Here is a 16,406-nt window from a genome sequence, read left to right on the forward strand (position 1 = left end):
CGCCATAGAGACGGGGAGAAGGAAGAAGGCGTCAGGCGAAGGCGCCGTGGCAGTGCTTGTATTTCTTGCCGGAGCCGCAGGGACAGGCTTCGTTGCGGCCGATCTTGCCCCAGGTCGCCGGGTTCTTCGGATCGCGGTTTTCCGGCGCGACGATGGCGTTCTGGTCCTGGCGGATCAGCAGCGCGGTCTCGCCGCCCTGGAAATCGTCCTCGCCCGTGGTGCCGTCGATGTGGCTGCCGAACATGTCGGGCGCCTCCGGCGGCGGTGCTTCGGCGGCCTGGCGCACCAGCTCGACGCGCATCAGCTGCGCGGTGACGGCCTGGCGCAGATTGCCGAGCATGGCCTGGAACAGCTCGAAGGCCTCGCCCTTGTATTCCTGCAGCGGGTCGCGCTGGGCATAGCCGCGGAAACCCACCACCGAGCGCAGATGATCGAGGTTGACGATGTGCTCGCGCCACAGATGGTCGAGCGTCTGCAGCACCACGGAGCGCTCGACATAGTTCATCACATCCGGGCCGAAGCGCTCGGCACGCTCCTTGGCGGCGGTCTCGGCGGCAGCGGAGATGCGCTCGCGGATGTCGTCCTCTGCGATGCCTTCTTCCTTGACCCACTCCTCGACCGGCAGGTCGAGATTGAGGTACTGCGCCACTTCCTCCTTGAGGCCGGCGACGTTCCACTGCTCGGCATAGGCGTTTTCGGGGATGTTCTTGGCGACGATCTCCTCGATGACGCCTTCGCGCATCTCGGCGATCGTCTCCGACAGGCCTTCGCCGTCCATCAGCTCGATGCGCTGCTCGAACACGACCTTGCGCTGGTCGTTCGAGACGTCGTCATATTTCAGGAGGTTCTTGCGGATGTCGAAATTGCGCGCCTCGACCTTCTTCTGCGCCTTTTCCAGCGCCTTGTTGATCCAGGGGTGGATGATCGCCTCGTCTTCCTTGAGGCCGAGCTTCTGCAGCATGCCGTCCATGCGCTCGGAGCCGAAGATGCGCATCAAATCGTCCTGCAGCGACAGGAAGAATTTCGAGCGGCCAGGGTCGCCCTGGCGTCCTGAACGGCCGCGAAGCTGGTTGTCGATGCGGCGCGACTCGTGGCGCTCGGTGGCGAGCACGTAGAGGCCGCCGGCGGCCAGCGCCTTTTCCTTCAATTGCGCGATGTCGTCGCGGATCTGCTTTTCCCGCGCGTCGCGCTCCGGTCCGGCCGGAACGTCCGCAAGCTCCTCGGCGATGCGCATGTCAGCATTGCCGCCGAGCTGGATGTCGGTGCCCCGGCCGGCCATGTTGGTGGCGATGGTGATGGCGCCCGGCTTGCCGGCCTGGGCGACGATGGCCGCCTCGCGCTCGTGGTGGCGGGCATTCAGTACCTCGAAATTCTTCAAGCCTTCCTTGCGCAGGCGCTCGGCGAGCTGCTCGGACTTCTCGATCGAGGTGGTGCCGACCAGGATCGGCTGGCCGCGCTCGCGGGCGTCGCGGATCTCCTTGATGATCGCCTTGTATTTCTCGTCCACCGTCCGGTAGACCTCGTCGTCCTCGTCCTTGCGGGCGACCGGCAGGTTGGTCGGAACCTCGGTGACTTCGAGGTTGTAGATGTTGGCGAATTCCTCCGCTTCGGTGAGCGCCGTGCCGGTCATTCCGGCGAGCTTCTTGTAGAGGCGGAAATAGTTCTGGAAGGTGACGGAGGCCAGCGTCTGGTTCTCCGGCTGGATCGTGACATGCTCCTTGGCTTCGAGCGCCTGGTGCAGCCCTTCGGAATAGCGGCGGCCGGGCATCATGCGGCCGGTGAATTCGTCGATGATGACGATCTCGCCATTGCGCACGATGTAGTCCCTGTCCTTCTGGAACAGCAGGTGCGCCTTGAGCGCGTTGTTGACGTGGTGGACGATGGCGACGTTCTCGACGTCGTAGAGCGACTCGCCCTTCAGCAGGCCTGCCGCGCGCAGCATGTTTTCCAGCTTCTCGGTGCCGTCCTCGGTGAAGATGGTGGTCTTCTGCTTCTCGTCGACCTCGTAGTCGGCCGGGCCGAGCTTCAGCATGAAGGCGTCGATGGTGTTGTACATTTCCGAACGGTCCTCGAGCGGACCGGAAATGATCAGCGGCGTGCGCGCCTCGTCGACCAGGATGGAATCGACCTCGTCGACGATGGCGTAGGCATGGCCGCGCTGCACCATCTGCGAGCGCTCATACTTCATGTTGTCGCGCAGATAGTCGAAGCCGAGCTCGTTGTTGGTGGCATAGGTGACGTCGGCGCCGTAAGCGGCGCGGCGCTCCTCGTCGGAGAGGCCGTGGACGATGACGCCGACGGTGAGGCCGAGGAACTTGTAGATGCGGCCCATCCATTCGGAGTCGCGCGTCGCCAGATAGTCGTTGACGGTGACGACGTGAACGCCCTTGCCGGCCAAGGCGTTGAGATAGACCGGAAGGGTCGCGACCAGCGTCTTGCCCTCGCCGGTGCGCATTTCGGCGATGCCGCCATTGTGCAGCACCATGCCGCCGATCAACTGCACATCAAAAGGACGCAGGCCAAGCACGCGGCGGGCCGCCTCGCGCACGGTGGCGAAGGCCGGCACGAGCAGATCGTCGAGCGAGGCGCCGTTGGCGAGATCCTGGCGGAATTTTCCAGTGCGGGCCTGCAGCTCGGCATCGGAGAGCGCCCGCATCTCGTTTTCCATGGCGTTGATGGCCTCGACGCGGGGCCGGGTCGCCTTGACGCGGCGATCGTTGGAAGAGCCGAAAACCTTACGGGCGAGACCGCCGAGACTGACCATCCAATGGCCCTTTCGATAGCAATTTTGGTCGTTTGCGACAGGCGCCTGGCGGGCCCATCAAATCCGCGTGAAGGCGGACAAACGCAAAAAGCGCCCGGAAAACGGTTCTGGACGCCAAGTCGTTGGACAGATAAGAGGGGGCTCAACTGATGTCAACGCCGCGTTAGCCCTATGGGCAGCGCCAAATTCCGCCACAATCCGGCTGATCTGGAACCCTTCCGCGCAAGCGATCCGTATTGGCAATCCCCATTGGAGTTTATCTAGATGTCCCTGTCGTTCCGCCGCGTGTCGCTCGCCAGCGTCGGCCTGGCCTTCGGCCTTTCGGCTCTTTCACTCTCGCCCCTGATGGCGCAGGAGACGAAGCCGGCCCAGCCCGACACCGCCGCTCCCGCTGCCGCTCCGGTCGATCCGAATGCGGTGGTCGCAACCATCAACGGCGAGAAGCTGACCGAGGCGGATCTTGCCCTCGCCGAAGGCGAGCTGTCGCAGCAATTCGCGCAGCTGCCGCCGGAACAGCGCCGCGCGGCAGCCCTTTCGGCGGCTATCGAGATCCGCGTCATGGCCAAGAAGGCGATCGACAGCGGCCTCGACAAGGATGCCGATTTCCAGCGCCGCATGGCCTTTTTGCAGCAGCGGGCGCTGCACGGCGAAGTGGTCGAGAAGGACGTTGTCGGCAAGGTGACGGACGCCGAAATCCGCGCGCGCTACGACCAGGAAATCGCCAACACGCCCCCGGTCAACGAAATCCATGCCCGTCACATCCTCGTGAAGACGAAGGAAGAGGCCGAGGCGATCATCAAGCAGCTCGACGGCGGCGCCGATTTCCAGAAGCTCGCCAACGAGCACACCAGCGACCCGAGCGGCAAGACCAGCGGCGGTGACCTCGGCTGGTTCGGTCCCGGACAGATGGTGCCGGAGTTCGACAAGGCGGCGTTTGCGCTGGAGGTCGGCAAATATTCGAAGGAGCCGGTGCAGTCGCAGTTCGGCTGGCACGTCATCAAGGTCGAAGACAAGCGCGCCAAGCAGCCGCCGGCCTTCGACGACGTCAAGGACCAGGCCAAGCAGGCAGTGATCCGCGACAAGTATTTCGCCATGGTCAAGGAGCTGCGCGCGGCGGCCAAGGTCGAAATCGCCGACGCGAAGCTGAAGGCCGCAGTCGAGACGATGGAAAGCGGCAAGTGATTCGCTGCCGATCCAGGTATGTTGCAAAGGGCGCCGTCGGGTGCCCTTTTGATTTCGCGATCAGCGCATCAGCATTGTGCGCGTGATATGACGGACCGATCGTCGCCTCGCCTCCATCGCAGCATCGTGCCCGCAAAGAGCGCGTCGCACGAAGCCGACACGCCCGCAAACGCCGACTCGTCCGGAACGGCCGCCGGATCGATCGCGCTGCGGCGCAAGCCGGCATTGGAGCGGTTTTCGAAAATGTAGCCGGCGGAGCCGACGATGGGAGAGCCGCGCCGCATGATCGCAACCTGGATGGTGAAGGCCGCCTCTGCTGCCCTGTGCGCCATCGATGCCCTCTCCGGCATTCCGTTGCTGGCCACGGCGGCAAGCACGGCCGGCGCCTCGGCCGGGTCGAAGGCGCCGCTGCGCGAATTGACGGTGAACGTCCGGTAGAGGGCGGCCAAGGGTACCGCGCGCAGCGGAGCAAAATCCTGCAACTCGGCCACCGATTCGAAGCGGGCGAATTTGTAGCCGCCTGCGATCTCGACGTTCGCCTTGGCAGCGGCGGCAAAGATGCTGGCGCCGCTGCGGAAATATTCGACCGCGATTGACAGGTCGCCGGACGTTTGCGCATTGAGCGCGAGCGAGGCAAATCCCAGCGTCAGCAGGTTGCGGTCCGCAGCGTTGAGATCGATCAGCCCGGCATGGCCCTGAAGCCGCGTCACGATCGCCAGATCGTTTGTCCTGCAGGCAACAGGTTCGAAATTCAAGGGCAGCTTTGTTTCGGCGCCCTCGCCCAGGCGGGCGGCAAGCACATTGGTGAGGCCTTCGGCAAGCAAGCTGAACCTTTGGACCTGCAGTTCGTTCGCCGCGACGGTGCGGCGGGTCCAGGCGGCCAGGGCGAAGGTGGAGGTGATGGCGGAGACGACGAGGAGGAAGACGAGGACGGCGACGAGGGCGAAGCCGGAGTATTGCGGCTCGCACAAGGCCGTTGAGTTATCGGGCTTTGCCTCGATCACAGTGAATCCCAAGAATAAAAGTGCAGCGTCACCGCAATTCCAGATACCCGAAGTAACGAGGGACCCGTGCTATTATATTGGCAACGGTATTATCTACAAGCACCATATCATCCAAAATCCGAGAATTGAATTGCGATCTCACCCCCATATGACGAATTAATGTAACATATCTTCTGATTGTTATTTCGTATATTATCTTTACAAATATGAATACTTTCATTACCTATGTGAACAAGACCATACAATACTTTCAAAACCTCGTCTGGGATATCATCATTTGGAAAATACACGTACATATCGCCAACGATTGTAAGGCTAGTGAAATTCACAATTCCAACCCTGACGTTACCCACAAATGAGATTCGTCGGGTTTCACCCTCGTATTCAAGCCATACTGTAAAACGGTCTTTGCGCTCCAAATGAAACTCTACAATGACAGCATCGTGAATGTAGCCGCGTACTGTCTTAGGATCGCCGACAAACTCAATATCGTGCTGTTTTTCCATTGGTCAGTCGCTCCTATCGTTATTAGCTTTTGGTGGCGGAGGGTCCGTTGGCTTTGGTAACCTATGAGGGCCACGATCCTTGTGTGTCGGCGGAGTACCGTCTGCCGGCCTGCCCCAATCATGGGAATGATCTCCCGTTCCCAATGATCCGGGTGGATGTCCGGGGTGCGGTCTATCGCGATCTACCTCGGGATATCTATCAGGTCCATATCTTCGGCTGCCTTCTTCATCTTCGTAAGTCGAACCGGGCGGCCCTTGCGACATCGGCAAAGGAAGCAGCGGTGGGTACGCATTGGGGTTATAGGTGCCAGCATCGCACGACTGCGGTACTGGGGGGCGCCGGTATGCAGCTCCATGGCCCATAGCACCACATTCTGCCCAACCTAGTCTGCTTCCATGCCAACCCTTCCGGATCGACACCCCTCGACGATAGGTATTGCGGCGCGGAATCGGTTGTGATTCTACGCTGAGGATGACACACGAATCGCTTGTTGATGACGGCTGGGCCGAGACGATTGAGCTTCTCGGCGGCGAAGAGTTGATCGCCGGGAGCGCGCGCGAGACGAAGGCGTTCCTGCGCCCGCGCGGCATCCGGTCGGCGAGCGATCTGCTGCGCCTGACGCTGGCTTACTGCCTCGGCAAGGTGGGCATGCGGGGCGTCGTGGCCTGGGCGGCGGCGAGCGGGATAGCCGACATCTCGGACGTGGCCTTGCTCGGCCGGCTGCGCAATGCAGGGCCATGGCTGCAGCAGTTGATCGGACATCTTTTGAAGCGCGAGGAGGCAGGCTTGGCCAAGGGCCGGCTGATCCGCATCCTCGATGCGACGGCGGTTGCCAAGGCCGGTGCGCATGAGAAGAAGAACAATGGCCTTTGGCGCATGCACTGCGCCTTCGAGCTTGAGCGCGAGCAGTTCGATTTCCTCGAGATCACCGACCAGAGCGAGGCCGAGCTGATCGACCGGGTGCCGGTGGTGGCGGGCGAGATCCGCATCGGCGACCGCGTCTATCTGCAGGCCGAGCGGATCGCAAAGGTCATGGCGCAAGGCGGCGACGTTGTCGTGCGCGCGTCGTGGAAGAATGCGCGATGGCTCGACGCCAACGGCGAGGCGTTCGATCTCATCGGCCACCTGGAGAGCTGCCGGGAGGAGGTCTTCGAAACGCCTGTCCGGCTAGGTCTCAAGAAGGGCGAGCCTGTGAAGATGCGCCTGATCGCCTTGCGCAAATCCGAGGCCGCGGCACAGGAAGCGCGGCGCAAAATCAACAAGGAAGCCAAGGCCAAGGGCAACAAGGTTCAACCGCAGACGCTGATTGCCGCCGGCTTCGTCATCCTTGTGACTTCGCTTGACCGGGAGGCGTTTCCCCCCGGCACGGTTCTCAAGCTCTATCGCATGCGCTGGCGCATCGAGCTCGCCTTCAAGCGTCTGAAGAGCCTGATCGGACTGCGCGCGCCTCCCGCCAAAGACCCAAGGATCGCAAAGCCTTGGATTCTTGCCCACTTCCTCATCGCGCTTGTGACCGAACCCCTCTCGCAGGAGTTGGGTGTCTCTCCCCCTTGAGCGACGGGCGCCCGCTGCTGTGGCGCGCTACCCGCCAGATCGTCGCCTCCCTGATCGCAGCGATCTTTACGCAACCGCCCCTGGCAACCCTGCGCCAAAATCTCCATGCCTTGCGACATCGTTGGCGCGAGCCACCACGAAAACGCAAATTCCAGTCCATGCCAACGCTATCTTAGCGCCTATGCCATCAAGGGGCTGTTTCTGACATAGGCAAACCTGCTCGGCCCATCGGGCATACCAAGCGGGTCGGGCTGCAGATAGCGGCCTGTGCTTGGATCATAATGCCGATGCCAGTTATAGGAAAGCCCTGTCTCGATCTGGAACCACTGGCCGGGGAAGCGCTGGTTGAGCGTGGCGCTGCCGGTGATGGTGCGCACCTCGCCATAGGGCAGATAGCTCGCCTGCCAGACGATGGCGCGGCTCTCGTCGGTCATCATGATCGGGCGTTCGAGATGGTCGGTGAGCACATAGTAGAGGACCGGCGCCGTGCCGGCGGCGTCGATCATGGCCAGCGGCCGGCCGTCGACCGCGATGTATTCGGTGACCAGCGCGCCCGAGGCGTCATATTCGGCGATCACATTGCCGTCGAGATCGTGCACCATGTGCAGCGTCGTCGAGGTGGCGCTGATGCTGCGCGAGACCAGCCGCGACAGGTAGTCATAGACATAGGCGCCGCTGGCCGCGCCGTTGCTGGTGGCGCCGGCAAGCTGGCCGGCGGCATTGTAGCTGTAGGCCTTGGTCACCGCCGGCGTGACGGTGGCGTCCTGGCTGATGTTGCCGGAAAGGTCCGACTGGAAGCCGCGGCTCGGCGTGCCGTCGGTGACGATGCCGGTCAGCCGGTTCGAGCCCGGCTGCAGCGAGTGGACGTCGCTCGAGGTGACGACGGCGCGGCCACGCTTTCCGGACGATCGCAGGTGTAGATGAGCTTGGTTCCATCCAGAAGGTGATCTCTTGGACCGCTTCCGGCAACGGTAACGACCCGGCGATGTTCGGCAAGCTTGAGACAGAACTTGGATCAGGCGAAGGTTGCGGTGCGGCCAAATGTATCGGTGGTCTACGAAACCGTCATTGCGAAGGGGTCGCCCACATCCTCAGAACGCCCTTGCGCCAGGGCGCGCTATCGGGCAAACCGGCCTTCCTTTCGCGTTCCTGCCGCTCCGGGGTGCCCATGTCCGCAACGATCTCGCCGCTCGCGCCGAAGAAATACCCGAAGATGCCGGTCATCGAGGGCGTGCGCATCGCTACCGCCGAGGCCGGGATCAAATACAAGAATCGCACCGACCTGCTCGCCATGGTCTTCGATGCGGGCACGGCCGTCGCCGGTGTCTTCACGCGCTCGAAATGTCCTTCGGCACCGGTCGACTACTGCCGGCAGAACCTGCCGGCCGGCAAGGCGCGCGTGCTGGTGGTCAATTCCGGCAATGCCAATGCCTTCACGGGCAAAAAGGGCAAGGCTTCGACGGCTCTGACCGGCGAGGCGGCGGCAAAGGCAGCGGGATGCGGTGAAAGCGAAGTGTTCCTGGCCTCGACCGGCGTCATCGGCGAGCCGCTCGACACCAACAAGTTCAGCCATCTGCTCGGCGGCCTCGTGAAGAACGGCAAGCCGGATCAATGGACCGAAGCGGCCAAGGCCATCATGACCACGGACACATATCCGAAGGTGGCGACGCAGACGGTGAAGCTCGGCGATGCAGACGTCACCATCAATGGCATCGCCAAGGGCGCAGGCATGATCGCACCCGACATGGCGACGATGCTGTCCTTCATCGCCACCGACGCGCCGATCGCCGCGCCTGTGCTGCAGGAACTGCTGTCGCGCGGCACGGCCAAGACCTTCAACGCCGTCACCGTCGACAGCGACACTTCGACCAGCGACACGCTGCTCCTGTTCGCCACCGGCAAGGCCGCCGCCCGCGGCGCGCCGGAAATCAGCGATGCCAAGGACCCAAGGCTCGGCGCGTTCCGCCGTGCGCTGGCCAAGATATTGAAGTCGCTGGCGCTGCAGGTGGTGCGCGACGGCGAAGGCGCACGCAAGCAGGTGGAGGTCACCGTCACCGGCGCCAAGTCGGCACGCTCGGCCAAGCGCATCGCGCTCGCCATCGCCAACTCGCCTCTGGTCAAGACGGCGGTCGCCGGCGAGGACGCCAATTGGGGCCGCGTCGTCATGGCCGTCGGCAAGGCCGGCGAGCCGGCCGACCGCGACCGGCTGTCGATCTGGTTCGGCGACAACAGGCTGGCGTTCGAGGGTGAGCGCGACCCGGGCTATTCCGAGGAAGCAACCTCGGCCTACATGAAGCGCGACGACATCCGCATCCGCGCCGATATCGGCATCGGCCGCGGCAAGGCGACGGTGTGGACCTGCGACCTCACCAAGGAATATGTCGCCATCAACGGCGACTATCGGAGCTGAGAACGTTGGTGTCCGGACATCCGGCAAGCGTGCTCGCGACCGTTCGCCGATACGAGGCGGCGGGCTTTCGCGCCTGGCCGGCGGCAGCCGTGCATTATGACGGAACCTGGGTGGTGCGGCTTACCGCCGGCCACCCGGCAAAGCGGCTGAATTCGGTCAATCCGCTCGATCCGGGCGACACGCTCAACATTGCCGAGCGCATCGGCCGCGCCAGCCGCCGCTTCGAGGCCTATGGCCGGCCGCTCACTTTCCGCGTGTCGCCGCTGTCGGGGCAGGTCCTGTCCAGGCATCTCGACGACGCCGGCTGGAGCAGCTTCGACGAGTCGCTGGTGATGCGGCTGCCGCTGGCCGACGCGCGGCTCGATGCCGCCATGGACCAGATCCCGCTCAAGGACATCAGCCGTTTCATCGGCGCCTCGCTCAAGGTCAGCGGCTCGGACGCCTCGCTGCGGCCCGGCCTATCGGAGATCATCGGCGCCATCCAGCCGGAAGCGGGATTGTTCGCCCTTGAAGACGGAAACGAGCCGCTGGCGACGCTGATCTGCGTTCATGACGGCGATTTGGCAGGCCTGTTCGAGATCGCCACCGACAAGGCGGCACGCAACAAGGGGCATGGCCGCAATCTCATCTCCTCGGCACTCAAATGGGCGCGGCTGCGTGGCGCGCGCGAAGCCTGGCTGCAGGTCGAGGCCGGCAATCTGCCTGCGCTGTCGCTTTATCGCGCGCTCGGCTTCGAGGAGGTCTATCGCTACCACTATCGCCGGCCGCCCGGCGCATGAGCGCGCTCAAGCCCCCTGGCAAGCGCCTGCTCCTGGTCGCGGCCTGCGCGCTGGTCGACACCGACCGACGGGTGCTTTTGGCGCAGCGCCCGGAAGGCAAGCAGCTTGCCGGCCTGTGGGAATTCCCCGGCGGCAAGGTCGAACCCGGCGAGACGCCCGAAGAGTGCCTGATCCGCGAACTGCATGAGGAACTCGGCATCGAGACCGAAATACCGTGCCTGGCGCCGCTCACCTTCGCCAGCCACAGCTACGACGATTTTCATTTGCTGATGCCGCTCTATATCTGCCGCCGCTTTCGAGGCATTGCCCAGCCGAAGGAAGGGCAGGGCCTGAAATGGGTCAGGCCGCGGCAGATGCGCGACTACCCGATGCCGCCGGCCGACGCGCCGCTGATCCAGTTTCTCATCGATCTTCTGTGACTACACAACTAGAGACAGTTGAGCTTTGCACGGAAGCGCCTTCCGCTCCGACCATTTGTGTTTCGCGCGATCTGGACGGAAAGCCACTGCGCACTTCCTTGGAAACGCTCCAACCGGCCGCTCCCCGTCTGTTTTAGGCAGCGTTAATGGAAGATTTATCTCAGCGTGGAAAATTGAGGCAGAATCGTCCGCGCGGCGGCACGTCGATTTGTTTGGAGCCATTCCATGAGCCTCGACAGAGATTGGGATTCGATCCGCCCGGAGCGCAGTTTTCGCGTCGCGGATGCCGGCATGGGCATGCTACGCATCACGCTGCTCTTTGGCTCGGCGGCCGTGGCGCTGGCGCTGGTCGCAACGCCGTTCCTCGACAGCCAGACGCGGCAGCAAATCGCCCGCGACGGCGGCCTCGACATGGCGAGCACCGGCTCGATCGGCCATCGCGACACCTATACGCTGCGCCGCAGCGTGCTGCAGCCGCTGCCAAGTTCGATCTGCGTCATACGAAACGATGGCAGCCGTCACGGCGATTGCTAATTGGTTAATAATTTCAGCGAGAAGCGGCCGTTTCACCGCCTGTTAAGCTTTTGAAATTAACCTTTCTTAACGGGTAGGCACTATGGTTCCCGGCAAGAGGGATCGATGACCATGAAAAACCTGCTGCAGCAATTTGCCAGAGACGAGACCGGTGCCACGGCTATTGAATATGGTCTGATCGCTGCGGTGCTGTCGCTTGCTATCATCGGTGGTGTCGGCCAAGCCGCAAACGCAATCCAGTGGCTGTTCAGCGACAACAACAGCAGGCTCGTCAACGCCTTCGCCCAGCACTGACCGGCTTGGTCAGGCAATAGGTGGGGCGATTAGGGCCTCGTGGGCTTCTCCAGCACCGACTTCAGCGAGACCTTGGCTGATCCGGGCTTCAGCGGTTTCTGCTGCGAGGCATCGGGGGCCCAACCGGACATCCAGACAATCGAAAAGCTCGCCCTGACCCTGCCGTCGGGATCCGAAAAGCGTTCGGCGTAAATTTCGGCGGCGCGGGCGAACAGGCGCCGGGCGCCAGGCCGTCGGCTGCGGTCGAAAAGCGGGTTGGTCTCGCCCATGGCGCGCAGATCGGCGGCCAGCCCGAACAGTGAATCGTAGCGTACCGTGACCGTCTCGACATCGGCGACCGGCAGTGCCAGGCCGGCACGCTGCAGGAGCGCGCCGGCATCGCGGACATCGGTAAAAGGAAGGACGCGCGGGCTGGCGCCGCCATAAAGCTCGGTCTCGGCGGCAAGCAGGCTTTCGCGCAATTCGGCGAGCGTTCCGGCGCCGGCCAAGGCGCCAAGGAAAAGCCCATCGGGCTTCAGCGCGCGGCGGACCTGGGCAAGCACGCCGGGAATGTCGTTCACCGCCTGCAGCGACAGCAGCGAGACGACAAGATCGAGACTTTCGGGCTCGAAGGGCACGGTTTCCGGCCGGGCGACGATGCCGGCGCCGCCAGCCAGGAAGGCTGCGTCCATCTCGACGCGCACGATGTCGGACACCTTGCCACTGCCGGCGAGAACTTCGGCCGCGGCCGGCGTCTGGCAGAAAAGCGCCGCCGCCTTGCCAAAGCGGCGCTCGACGGCGCCGAGCCGGTCGGCGAGGTCTTCCGCCGCGCGCAGCATGAGAAAATCAGCACCCCCGACAGGGCGAGCGAGCGCCCGGCGCTTGTGCGCGAGCCAGAGCTGCGGATCGATCAAGGGCTGCAACGGGCGGGTTCCTGTTGTCCGCGCATAGTGGAGTGATGCTATGGTGGCGCGGGGGTTTCAGTCACGTGGCCGATCCGGTGCGGAAGATCAAGACCATGGCGATCAGCAGCCTGGCGCGGCAGGCGCTGGGCTGGCCGGCGCGCATCCTGTTTCCGCCGGTCTGCGCCGGCTGCCGGCGCCACGTCTCACAGCCCGGCGCGCTGTGCGGCGCCTGCTGGCCGAAGCTCAGGCTGCTGGAGAAGCCCTGGTGCCCGGTGATGGGCACGCCATTCACCCACGACATGGGCGAAGGGTTTCTTTCCGCCGAGGCGATCGCCGATCCGCCGCCGTTTGAGCGGGCACGGGCGGCGGTGGTCTATTCGGGAGTCGCGCGGCAGATGGTACAAGGGCTGAAGTACCAGGATCGAACCGACCTTGCGCCATGGATGGCGCGCTGGATGATGCGCGCCGGCGCCGAGCTGATTGCCGAAGCCGACGTCGTCGTGCCGGTGCCGCTGCACTGGCGCCGCTTCTTCCGGCGGCAGTTCAACCAATCGGCGGAGCTGGCGCGGGCGGTCTCGAAACTGAGCGGCCTGCCTTTCTCTCCCGCGGCGCTGCGACGCGTGAAGCTCACCCGCCAGCAGGTCGGGCTGGAGCGGCATGAACGCGAGGAGAATGTGCGCGCTGCGTTCCGCGTGCCTCCCGAGGCCGAGATCGTGATCGCCGGGCGTCGGGTGCTGTTGATCGACGATGTCTACACTACCGGAGCTACAGCGCGGGCGGCGGCCAAGGCGCTGAAGAGGGGCGGCGCGGGGGCCGTCGACGTGCTTACCTTCGCGCGTGTCCTGCCGGGGGACTTCCGGGCCGACGAGTCCGCAACTATATAGGGTTGAAATCGTTGTTTTTGTGCATGTATCCAGCAATTGCTGCGCATTTTGGGAAGACATGCACAGGCAGGACCGTTGAGCTGATGATCGATGTGACGATCTACACGCGCATGATGTGCGGCTATTGCACGGCAGCCAAGCGGCTGCTCGAGCGCAAGGGCGTGGCCTATACCGAGCATGACGCGTCGTTTTCGCCGGAGTTGCGCCAGGAAATGATTTCCCGCGCGCATGGGCGCACCACCTTTCCGCAAATCTTCATCGGCGACACGCATGTCGGCGGCTGTGATGATCTCCACGAGTTGGAGGCTCAGGGTCGGTTGGACACGCTGCTCGCCAACGGTTCGAGGGCCTGATCAATGGGTGTTTTCAAAGCGGCGGCAGTCCAGATGCGTTCCGGCACGAGCCCCGAACGCAACGCAGTCGACCTGGAGCGACTGGTGCGCGAGGCGGCGAGCCAAGGCGCGACCTATATCCAGACGCCGGAAATGACCGGCGCGCTGGTGCGCGACAAGGAGGCGCGGGCCGCGTCCTTCACCTCGGAGGACAAGGACGTCATCGTCGCGACGGCGCGCAGGCTTGCCAAGGAACTCGGCATCTTCCTGCATATCGGCTCGACCGCCATCCTGCGCGCCGACGGCAAGCTCGCCAACCGCGCGCTGCTGTTGTCGCCGGACGGCGAAACGCTCGCCAGCTACGACAAGATCCACATGTTCGACGTCGATCTCGACAATGGTGAAAGCTGGCGCGAGTCCGCCGCCTACGAGCCGGGCACCGAGGCGGTCGTCACCGGGATCGACGGCGCAACACTCGGCTTTGCCGTCTGCTACGACCTGCGCTTTCCGCAGCTGTTCCGCGCCGAGGCGCTGGCGGGTGCCGATGTGCTGTCGGTGCCGGCCGCCTTCACGCGTCAAACCGGCGAGGCGCATTGGCATGTGCTGTTGAGGGCGCGCGCGATCGAAAACGGCGCCTATGTCGTGGCGGCCGCGCAAGGCGGCCTGCACGAGGACGGCCGCGAGACCTACGGCCATTCGCTGATCGTCGACCCGTGGGGCCGTGTCATCGCCGAAGCCGCGCATGACGAGCCGGCGGTGATCGTCGCCGAGATCGATCCGGCCCAGTCGCTCGCCGCGCGCAGGAAAATCCCCAATCTCAAGAACGCGCGCGAGTTCAGCGTCAGTGCCGGCGAGGCACCGCGCCTCAGGGGTGCGGCCTCTTGATCCGCTTTTCCCTCATCTGCGAGCGCGAGCACGAATTCGAGGCGTGGTTTCGCAGCAATGACGATTTCGACACGCAGAAGAAGCGCGGCTTCGTCGATTGCCCGACCTGTGGTTCGCATAAGGTCGAAAAGGCGCTGATGGCGCCGGCCGTCTCGACGTCGCGCAAACAGGAAAAGGTCGCACTTGCCATGGGCGAGGCGCAGAAGCAGGCGCTGGAGCAGCTCAAGACGCTGGCCGACAAGGTGCGCGAGAACGCCGACTATGTCGGCGACAAGTTCGCCGAGGAAGCGCGCAAGATCCATTTCGGCGAAACCGATCCGCGCGGCATCTATGGGGAGGCGACGCCCGAGGAGGCAAAGAGCCTCGCCGAGGACGGGGTCGAGTTCATGCCGATCCCGAGCTTTCCGGAGGACCGGCACTAAGGATGCCCCTTGGCAAAAGCGGCTCGCATTTCCTGGAATTGCTTAGCCCAGGCTTCCAATCAGTTTCTGCAGCAAACTCGCCAGAATTTCCCGCTCCTCACGTGTCAGGCCGGCGAGGATCTGGTGTTCATTGGCAACATGGGCGTTAAGCGCCTGGTCAGTAAGCTCGCGGCCTTTCGTGGTCAGTTGCACCACAATCCCGCGCCGGTCGCTGGGATGCGGCGCGCGTCGGATCAGGTCGGCCTTCTCCAGCCGGTCGAGGCGGGCGGTCATGGCGCCCGATGTGACCATCGTCGCCTCATAGAGGTCGGTCGGCGTCAGCGCGTAAGGCGCGCCGGAGCGGCGAAGCGTGGCCAGCACGTCGAATTCGCCCTGCTGCAGGCCGAAACGGGCGAAGACCGGCGCCAGGTGGTCGCGTGCGATCAGCGAAGACACTTCATTCAACCGCCCGATCACGCCCATAGGCGAGACGTCGAGGTCCGGCCGTTCCTTCCGCCATTGCTCGATGGCCTTGCTCGCGCGATCGATGTGTCTCATTTAAAAGTATCTTGACGTTAAGAATCTTGGCAGTATATTAACGCAAGATATCGTGGCGGCCAAGCGCCGACTGTGAAGAATGGACCCATTCGATGAAATTTCTTTGGGATTCGGCAGCCGGCCTCCTGATCGTCACCGGCGGATTGCTCGGCATGACGCTGCCCTTCGGCAAGCTGGCGACCGCCTCCGGAGTGCCGGCGATGGTCTGGGCTTTCGTGATCTCGTTCGGCGCCGGCGGCGTGCTGTTGTGCGCGTTGCTGCTCGGCGGTCGGCGCATCCGGCTGACTGCGCGCAAGCTGCGCTATTTCTTCGTCACCGCCGCCGTTTCCTACGCCTTTCCCAACCTGCTGATGTTCTCGGCCATCCCGCATCTGGGCGCCGGCTACACGGGCATCATGTTCACGCTGTCCCCGGTGATCACGCTGGTCTTCTCGATCCTGCTCGGCGTGCGGCGGCCCAACCTGCTCGGCGTCATCGGCATCGCAGTGGGCTTTGCCGGGGCGGCGATGGTTGCCCTGACGCGGGGCGAAGCCGGCCAGCCGGCCGACTATTTCTGGGTGGCTGTGGGGCTGCTCATTCCGGTAAGCCTCGCGGTCGGCAACATCTACCGCACAATCGATTGGCCGGAAAACACCGGCCCGATCGAGCTTGCGGTCGGCAGTCATCTCGCTTCGGCGACCTTGCTGCTGATCGGTATCCTGACGCTGTTCGGCTGGCAGGCGTTTGCGCCGCTTCGTGGCGTGCCGCTGGTGGCTGCCGGACAGATCGCTTCGGCTTCGGCGATGTTCGCTTTCTTCTTCCGGCTGCAGTCGGTCGGCGGGCCGGTCTATCTCAGCCAGATCGGCTATGTCGCGGCGGCGGTCGGCTTGTTTGCCGGCACGATCTTCCTTGGCGAGCACTATCAGCTGCTGACCTGGCTGGGGGCGGTCATCATCACGGCCGGCGTCTTCATCACGACCAAGGCGCAGAACCAGACGAGCATGAAGGTGCAGAACCAGCCGGCCTGACAAGCAAG

19 protein-coding genes are annotated in these 16,406 nt (G+C 63.8%); 13 read left to right on the top strand and 6 right to left on the bottom strand.

Going from position 1 to position 16,406, the window contains the following annotated elements:
• Positions 1-31: 31 nt before the first annotated feature.
• Positions 32-2,764: a preprotein translocase subunit SecA gene (gene secA / locus EJ074_RS21360; RefSeq protein ID WP_129553728.1), complete on the bottom strand. Its 2,733-nt coding sequence runs from the start codon at positions 2,762-2,764 to the stop codon at positions 32-34.
• A gap of 264 nt (positions 2,765-3,028) precedes the next feature.
• Between secA and EJ074_RS21365 the strand changes: the two genes are divergently transcribed.
• Entirely contained in the window at positions 3,029-3,946 is a 918-nt protein-coding gene (locus tag EJ074_RS21365) for a peptidylprolyl isomerase (protein WP_129553729.1), read from the top strand.
• Between the two features lie 68 nt (positions 3,947-4,014).
• Here the strand turns inward: EJ074_RS21365 and EJ074_RS21370 are convergent, their stop codons facing one another.
• Both EJ074_RS21370 and EJ074_RS21375 read right to left on the bottom strand, forming a co-directional pair.
• A complete protein-coding gene (locus tag EJ074_RS21370; RefSeq protein ID WP_095804456.1) occupies positions 4,015-4,950 on the bottom strand; it encodes a hypothetical protein in 936 nt (311 codons plus the stop codon).
• Between the two features lie 107 nt (positions 4,951-5,057).
• Positions 5,058-5,456: a hypothetical protein gene (locus EJ074_RS21375; RefSeq protein WP_129553730.1), complete on the bottom strand. Its 399-nt coding sequence runs from the start codon at positions 5,454-5,456 to the stop codon at positions 5,058-5,060.
• Between the two features lie 472 nt (positions 5,457-5,928).
• Here EJ074_RS21375 and EJ074_RS21380 point away from each other — a divergent pair, with 472 nt between their 5' ends.
• Entirely contained in the window at positions 5,929-7,011 is a 1,083-nt protein-coding gene (locus EJ074_RS21380; protein ID WP_129553731.1) for a transposase, read from the top strand.
• A gap of 179 nt (positions 7,012-7,190) precedes the next feature.
• Here EJ074_RS21380 and EJ074_RS21385 read toward each other — a convergent pair whose 3' ends face one another.
• Positions 7,191-7,754 carry an RHS repeat-associated core domain-containing protein gene (locus tag EJ074_RS21385; RefSeq protein WP_165349991.1) on the bottom strand — a complete coding sequence of 188 codons (564 nt, stop codon included), beginning with the start codon at positions 7,752-7,754 and terminating at the stop codon, positions 7,191-7,193.
• A 28-nt stretch (positions 7,755-7,782) separates the two neighbouring features.
• Between EJ074_RS21385 and EJ074_RS29815 the strand changes: the two genes are divergently transcribed.
• The 6 genes from EJ074_RS29815 (at position 7,783) to EJ074_RS21410 (ending at position 11,447) form a co-directional block, all read left to right on the top strand.
• A complete protein-coding gene (locus EJ074_RS29815) occupies positions 7,783-7,935 on the top strand; it encodes a hypothetical protein (protein ID WP_165349992.1) in 153 nt (50 codons plus the stop codon).
• A gap of 244 nt (positions 7,936-8,179) precedes the next feature.
• Positions 8,180-9,421: a bifunctional glutamate N-acetyltransferase/amino-acid acetyltransferase ArgJ gene (gene argJ / locus EJ074_RS21390; protein WP_095804452.1), complete on the top strand. Its 1,242-nt coding sequence runs from the start codon at positions 8,180-8,182 to the stop codon at positions 9,419-9,421.
• A gap of 5 nt (positions 9,422-9,426) precedes the next feature.
• Complete coding sequence (locus tag EJ074_RS21395; protein WP_245454744.1) at positions 9,427-10,200, top strand: GNAT family N-acetyltransferase; 774 nt, start codon at positions 9,427-9,429, stop codon at positions 10,198-10,200.
• Positions 10,197-10,619, top strand: a complete 423-nt coding sequence (locus tag EJ074_RS21400; RefSeq protein ID WP_095804451.1) for a (deoxy)nucleoside triphosphate pyrophosphohydrolase — start codon at positions 10,197-10,199, stop codon at positions 10,617-10,619. Before EJ074_RS21395 ends, EJ074_RS21400 begins: the two co-directional genes overlap by 4 nt.
• Positions 10,620-10,844: 225 nt before the next feature.
• On the top strand, positions 10,845-11,153 hold the full coding sequence (locus EJ074_RS21405) for a hypothetical protein (protein ID WP_095804450.1): 309 nt from the start codon (positions 10,845-10,847) through the stop codon (positions 11,151-11,153).
• A 105-nt stretch (positions 11,154-11,258) separates the two neighbouring features.
• On the top strand, positions 11,259-11,447 hold the full coding sequence (locus EJ074_RS21410; protein ID WP_095804449.1) for a Flp family type IVb pilin: 189 nt from the start codon (positions 11,259-11,261) through the stop codon (positions 11,445-11,447).
• Between the two features lie 29 nt (positions 11,448-11,476).
• On the opposite strand, the gene EJ074_RS21415 is transcribed toward EJ074_RS21410, so the two are convergent.
• Complete coding sequence (locus EJ074_RS21415; protein ID WP_129553733.1) at positions 11,477-12,349, bottom strand: methyltransferase domain-containing protein; 873 nt, start codon at positions 12,347-12,349, stop codon at positions 11,477-11,479.
• 65 nt (positions 12,350-12,414) lie between these two features.
• On the opposite strand from EJ074_RS21415, the gene EJ074_RS21420 reads away from it, so the two are divergent.
• From EJ074_RS21420 to EJ074_RS21435, 4 genes are all read left to right on the top strand, one after another.
• Entirely contained in the window at positions 12,415-13,215 is an 801-nt protein-coding gene (locus EJ074_RS21420; protein ID WP_129554076.1) for a ComF family protein, read from the top strand.
• Positions 13,216-13,298: 83 nt separating this feature from the next.
• Positions 13,299-13,568: a glutaredoxin 3 gene (grxC, locus tag EJ074_RS21425; protein ID WP_095804446.1), complete on the top strand. Its 270-nt coding sequence runs from the start codon at positions 13,299-13,301 to the stop codon at positions 13,566-13,568.
• Positions 13,569-13,571: 3 nt separating this feature from the next.
• Positions 13,572-14,432, top strand: a complete 861-nt coding sequence (locus EJ074_RS21430) for a carbon-nitrogen hydrolase family protein (RefSeq protein WP_129553734.1) — start codon at positions 13,572-13,574, stop codon at positions 14,430-14,432.
• Complete coding sequence (locus EJ074_RS21435; RefSeq protein WP_129553735.1) at positions 14,429-14,854, top strand: DUF1178 family protein; 426 nt, start codon at positions 14,429-14,431, stop codon at positions 14,852-14,854. Before EJ074_RS21430 ends, EJ074_RS21435 begins: the two co-directional genes overlap by 4 nt.
• A gap of 42 nt (positions 14,855-14,896) precedes the next feature.
• Here the strand turns inward: EJ074_RS21435 and EJ074_RS21440 are convergent, their stop codons facing one another.
• A complete protein-coding gene (locus EJ074_RS21440) occupies positions 14,897-15,391 on the bottom strand; it encodes a MarR family transcriptional regulator (RefSeq protein WP_165349993.1) in 495 nt (164 codons plus the stop codon).
• Between the two features lie 92 nt (positions 15,392-15,483).
• Here EJ074_RS21440 and EJ074_RS21445 point away from each other — a divergent pair, with 92 nt between their 5' ends.
• Entirely contained in the window at positions 15,484-16,398 is a 915-nt protein-coding gene (locus tag EJ074_RS21445; protein ID WP_129553736.1) for a DMT family transporter, read from the top strand.
• Positions 16,399-16,406: the final 8 nt, after the last annotated feature.

Origin of the sequence: Mesorhizobium sp. M3A.F.Ca.ET.080.04.2.1, from assembly GCF_003952525.1 — a bacterium.
Lineage (GTDB): Bacteria > Pseudomonadota > Alphaproteobacteria > Rhizobiales > Rhizobiaceae > Mesorhizobium.

Excerpts from the sequence above, each read along its gene's own strand:
- secA (WP_129553728.1), bottom strand. The coding sequence starts at position 2,764 with ATGGTCAGTCTCGGCGGTCTCGCCCGTAAGGTTTTCGGCTCTTCCAAC.
- EJ074_RS21365 (WP_129553729.1), top strand. The coding sequence starts at position 3,029 with ATGTCCCTGTCGTTCCGCCGCGTGTCGCTCGCCAGCGTCGGCCTGGCC.
- EJ074_RS21375 (WP_129553730.1), bottom strand. The coding sequence starts at position 5,456 with ATGGAAAAACAGCACGATATTGAGTTTGTCGGCGATCCTAAGACAGTA.
- EJ074_RS21380 (WP_129553731.1), top strand. The coding sequence starts at position 5,929 with ATGACACACGAATCGCTTGTTGATGACGGCTGGGCCGAGACGATTGAG.
- EJ074_RS29815 (WP_165349992.1), top strand. The coding sequence starts at position 7,783 with ATGTTGCCGGAAAGGTCCGACTGGAAGCCGCGGCTCGGCGTGCCGTCG.
- argJ (WP_095804452.1), top strand. The coding sequence starts at position 8,180 with ATGTCCGCAACGATCTCGCCGCTCGCGCCGAAGAAATACCCGAAGATG.
- EJ074_RS21400 (WP_095804451.1), top strand. The coding sequence starts at position 10,197 with ATGAGCGCGCTCAAGCCCCCTGGCAAGCGCCTGCTCCTGGTCGCGGCC.
- EJ074_RS21405 (WP_095804450.1), top strand. The coding sequence starts at position 10,845 with ATGAGCCTCGACAGAGATTGGGATTCGATCCGCCCGGAGCGCAGTTTT.
- EJ074_RS21410 (WP_095804449.1), top strand. The coding sequence starts at position 11,259 with ATGACCATGAAAAACCTGCTGCAGCAATTTGCCAGAGACGAGACCGGT.
- grxC (WP_095804446.1), top strand. The coding sequence starts at position 13,299 with ATGATCGATGTGACGATCTACACGCGCATGATGTGCGGCTATTGCACG.
- EJ074_RS21430 (WP_129553734.1), top strand. The coding sequence starts at position 13,572 with ATGGGTGTTTTCAAAGCGGCGGCAGTCCAGATGCGTTCCGGCACGAGC.
- EJ074_RS21440 (WP_165349993.1), bottom strand. The coding sequence starts at position 15,391 with ATGAGACACATCGATCGCGCGAGCAAGGCCATCGAGCAATGGCGGAAG.
- EJ074_RS21445 (WP_129553736.1), top strand. The coding sequence starts at position 15,484 with ATGAAATTTCTTTGGGATTCGGCAGCCGGCCTCCTGATCGTCACCGGC.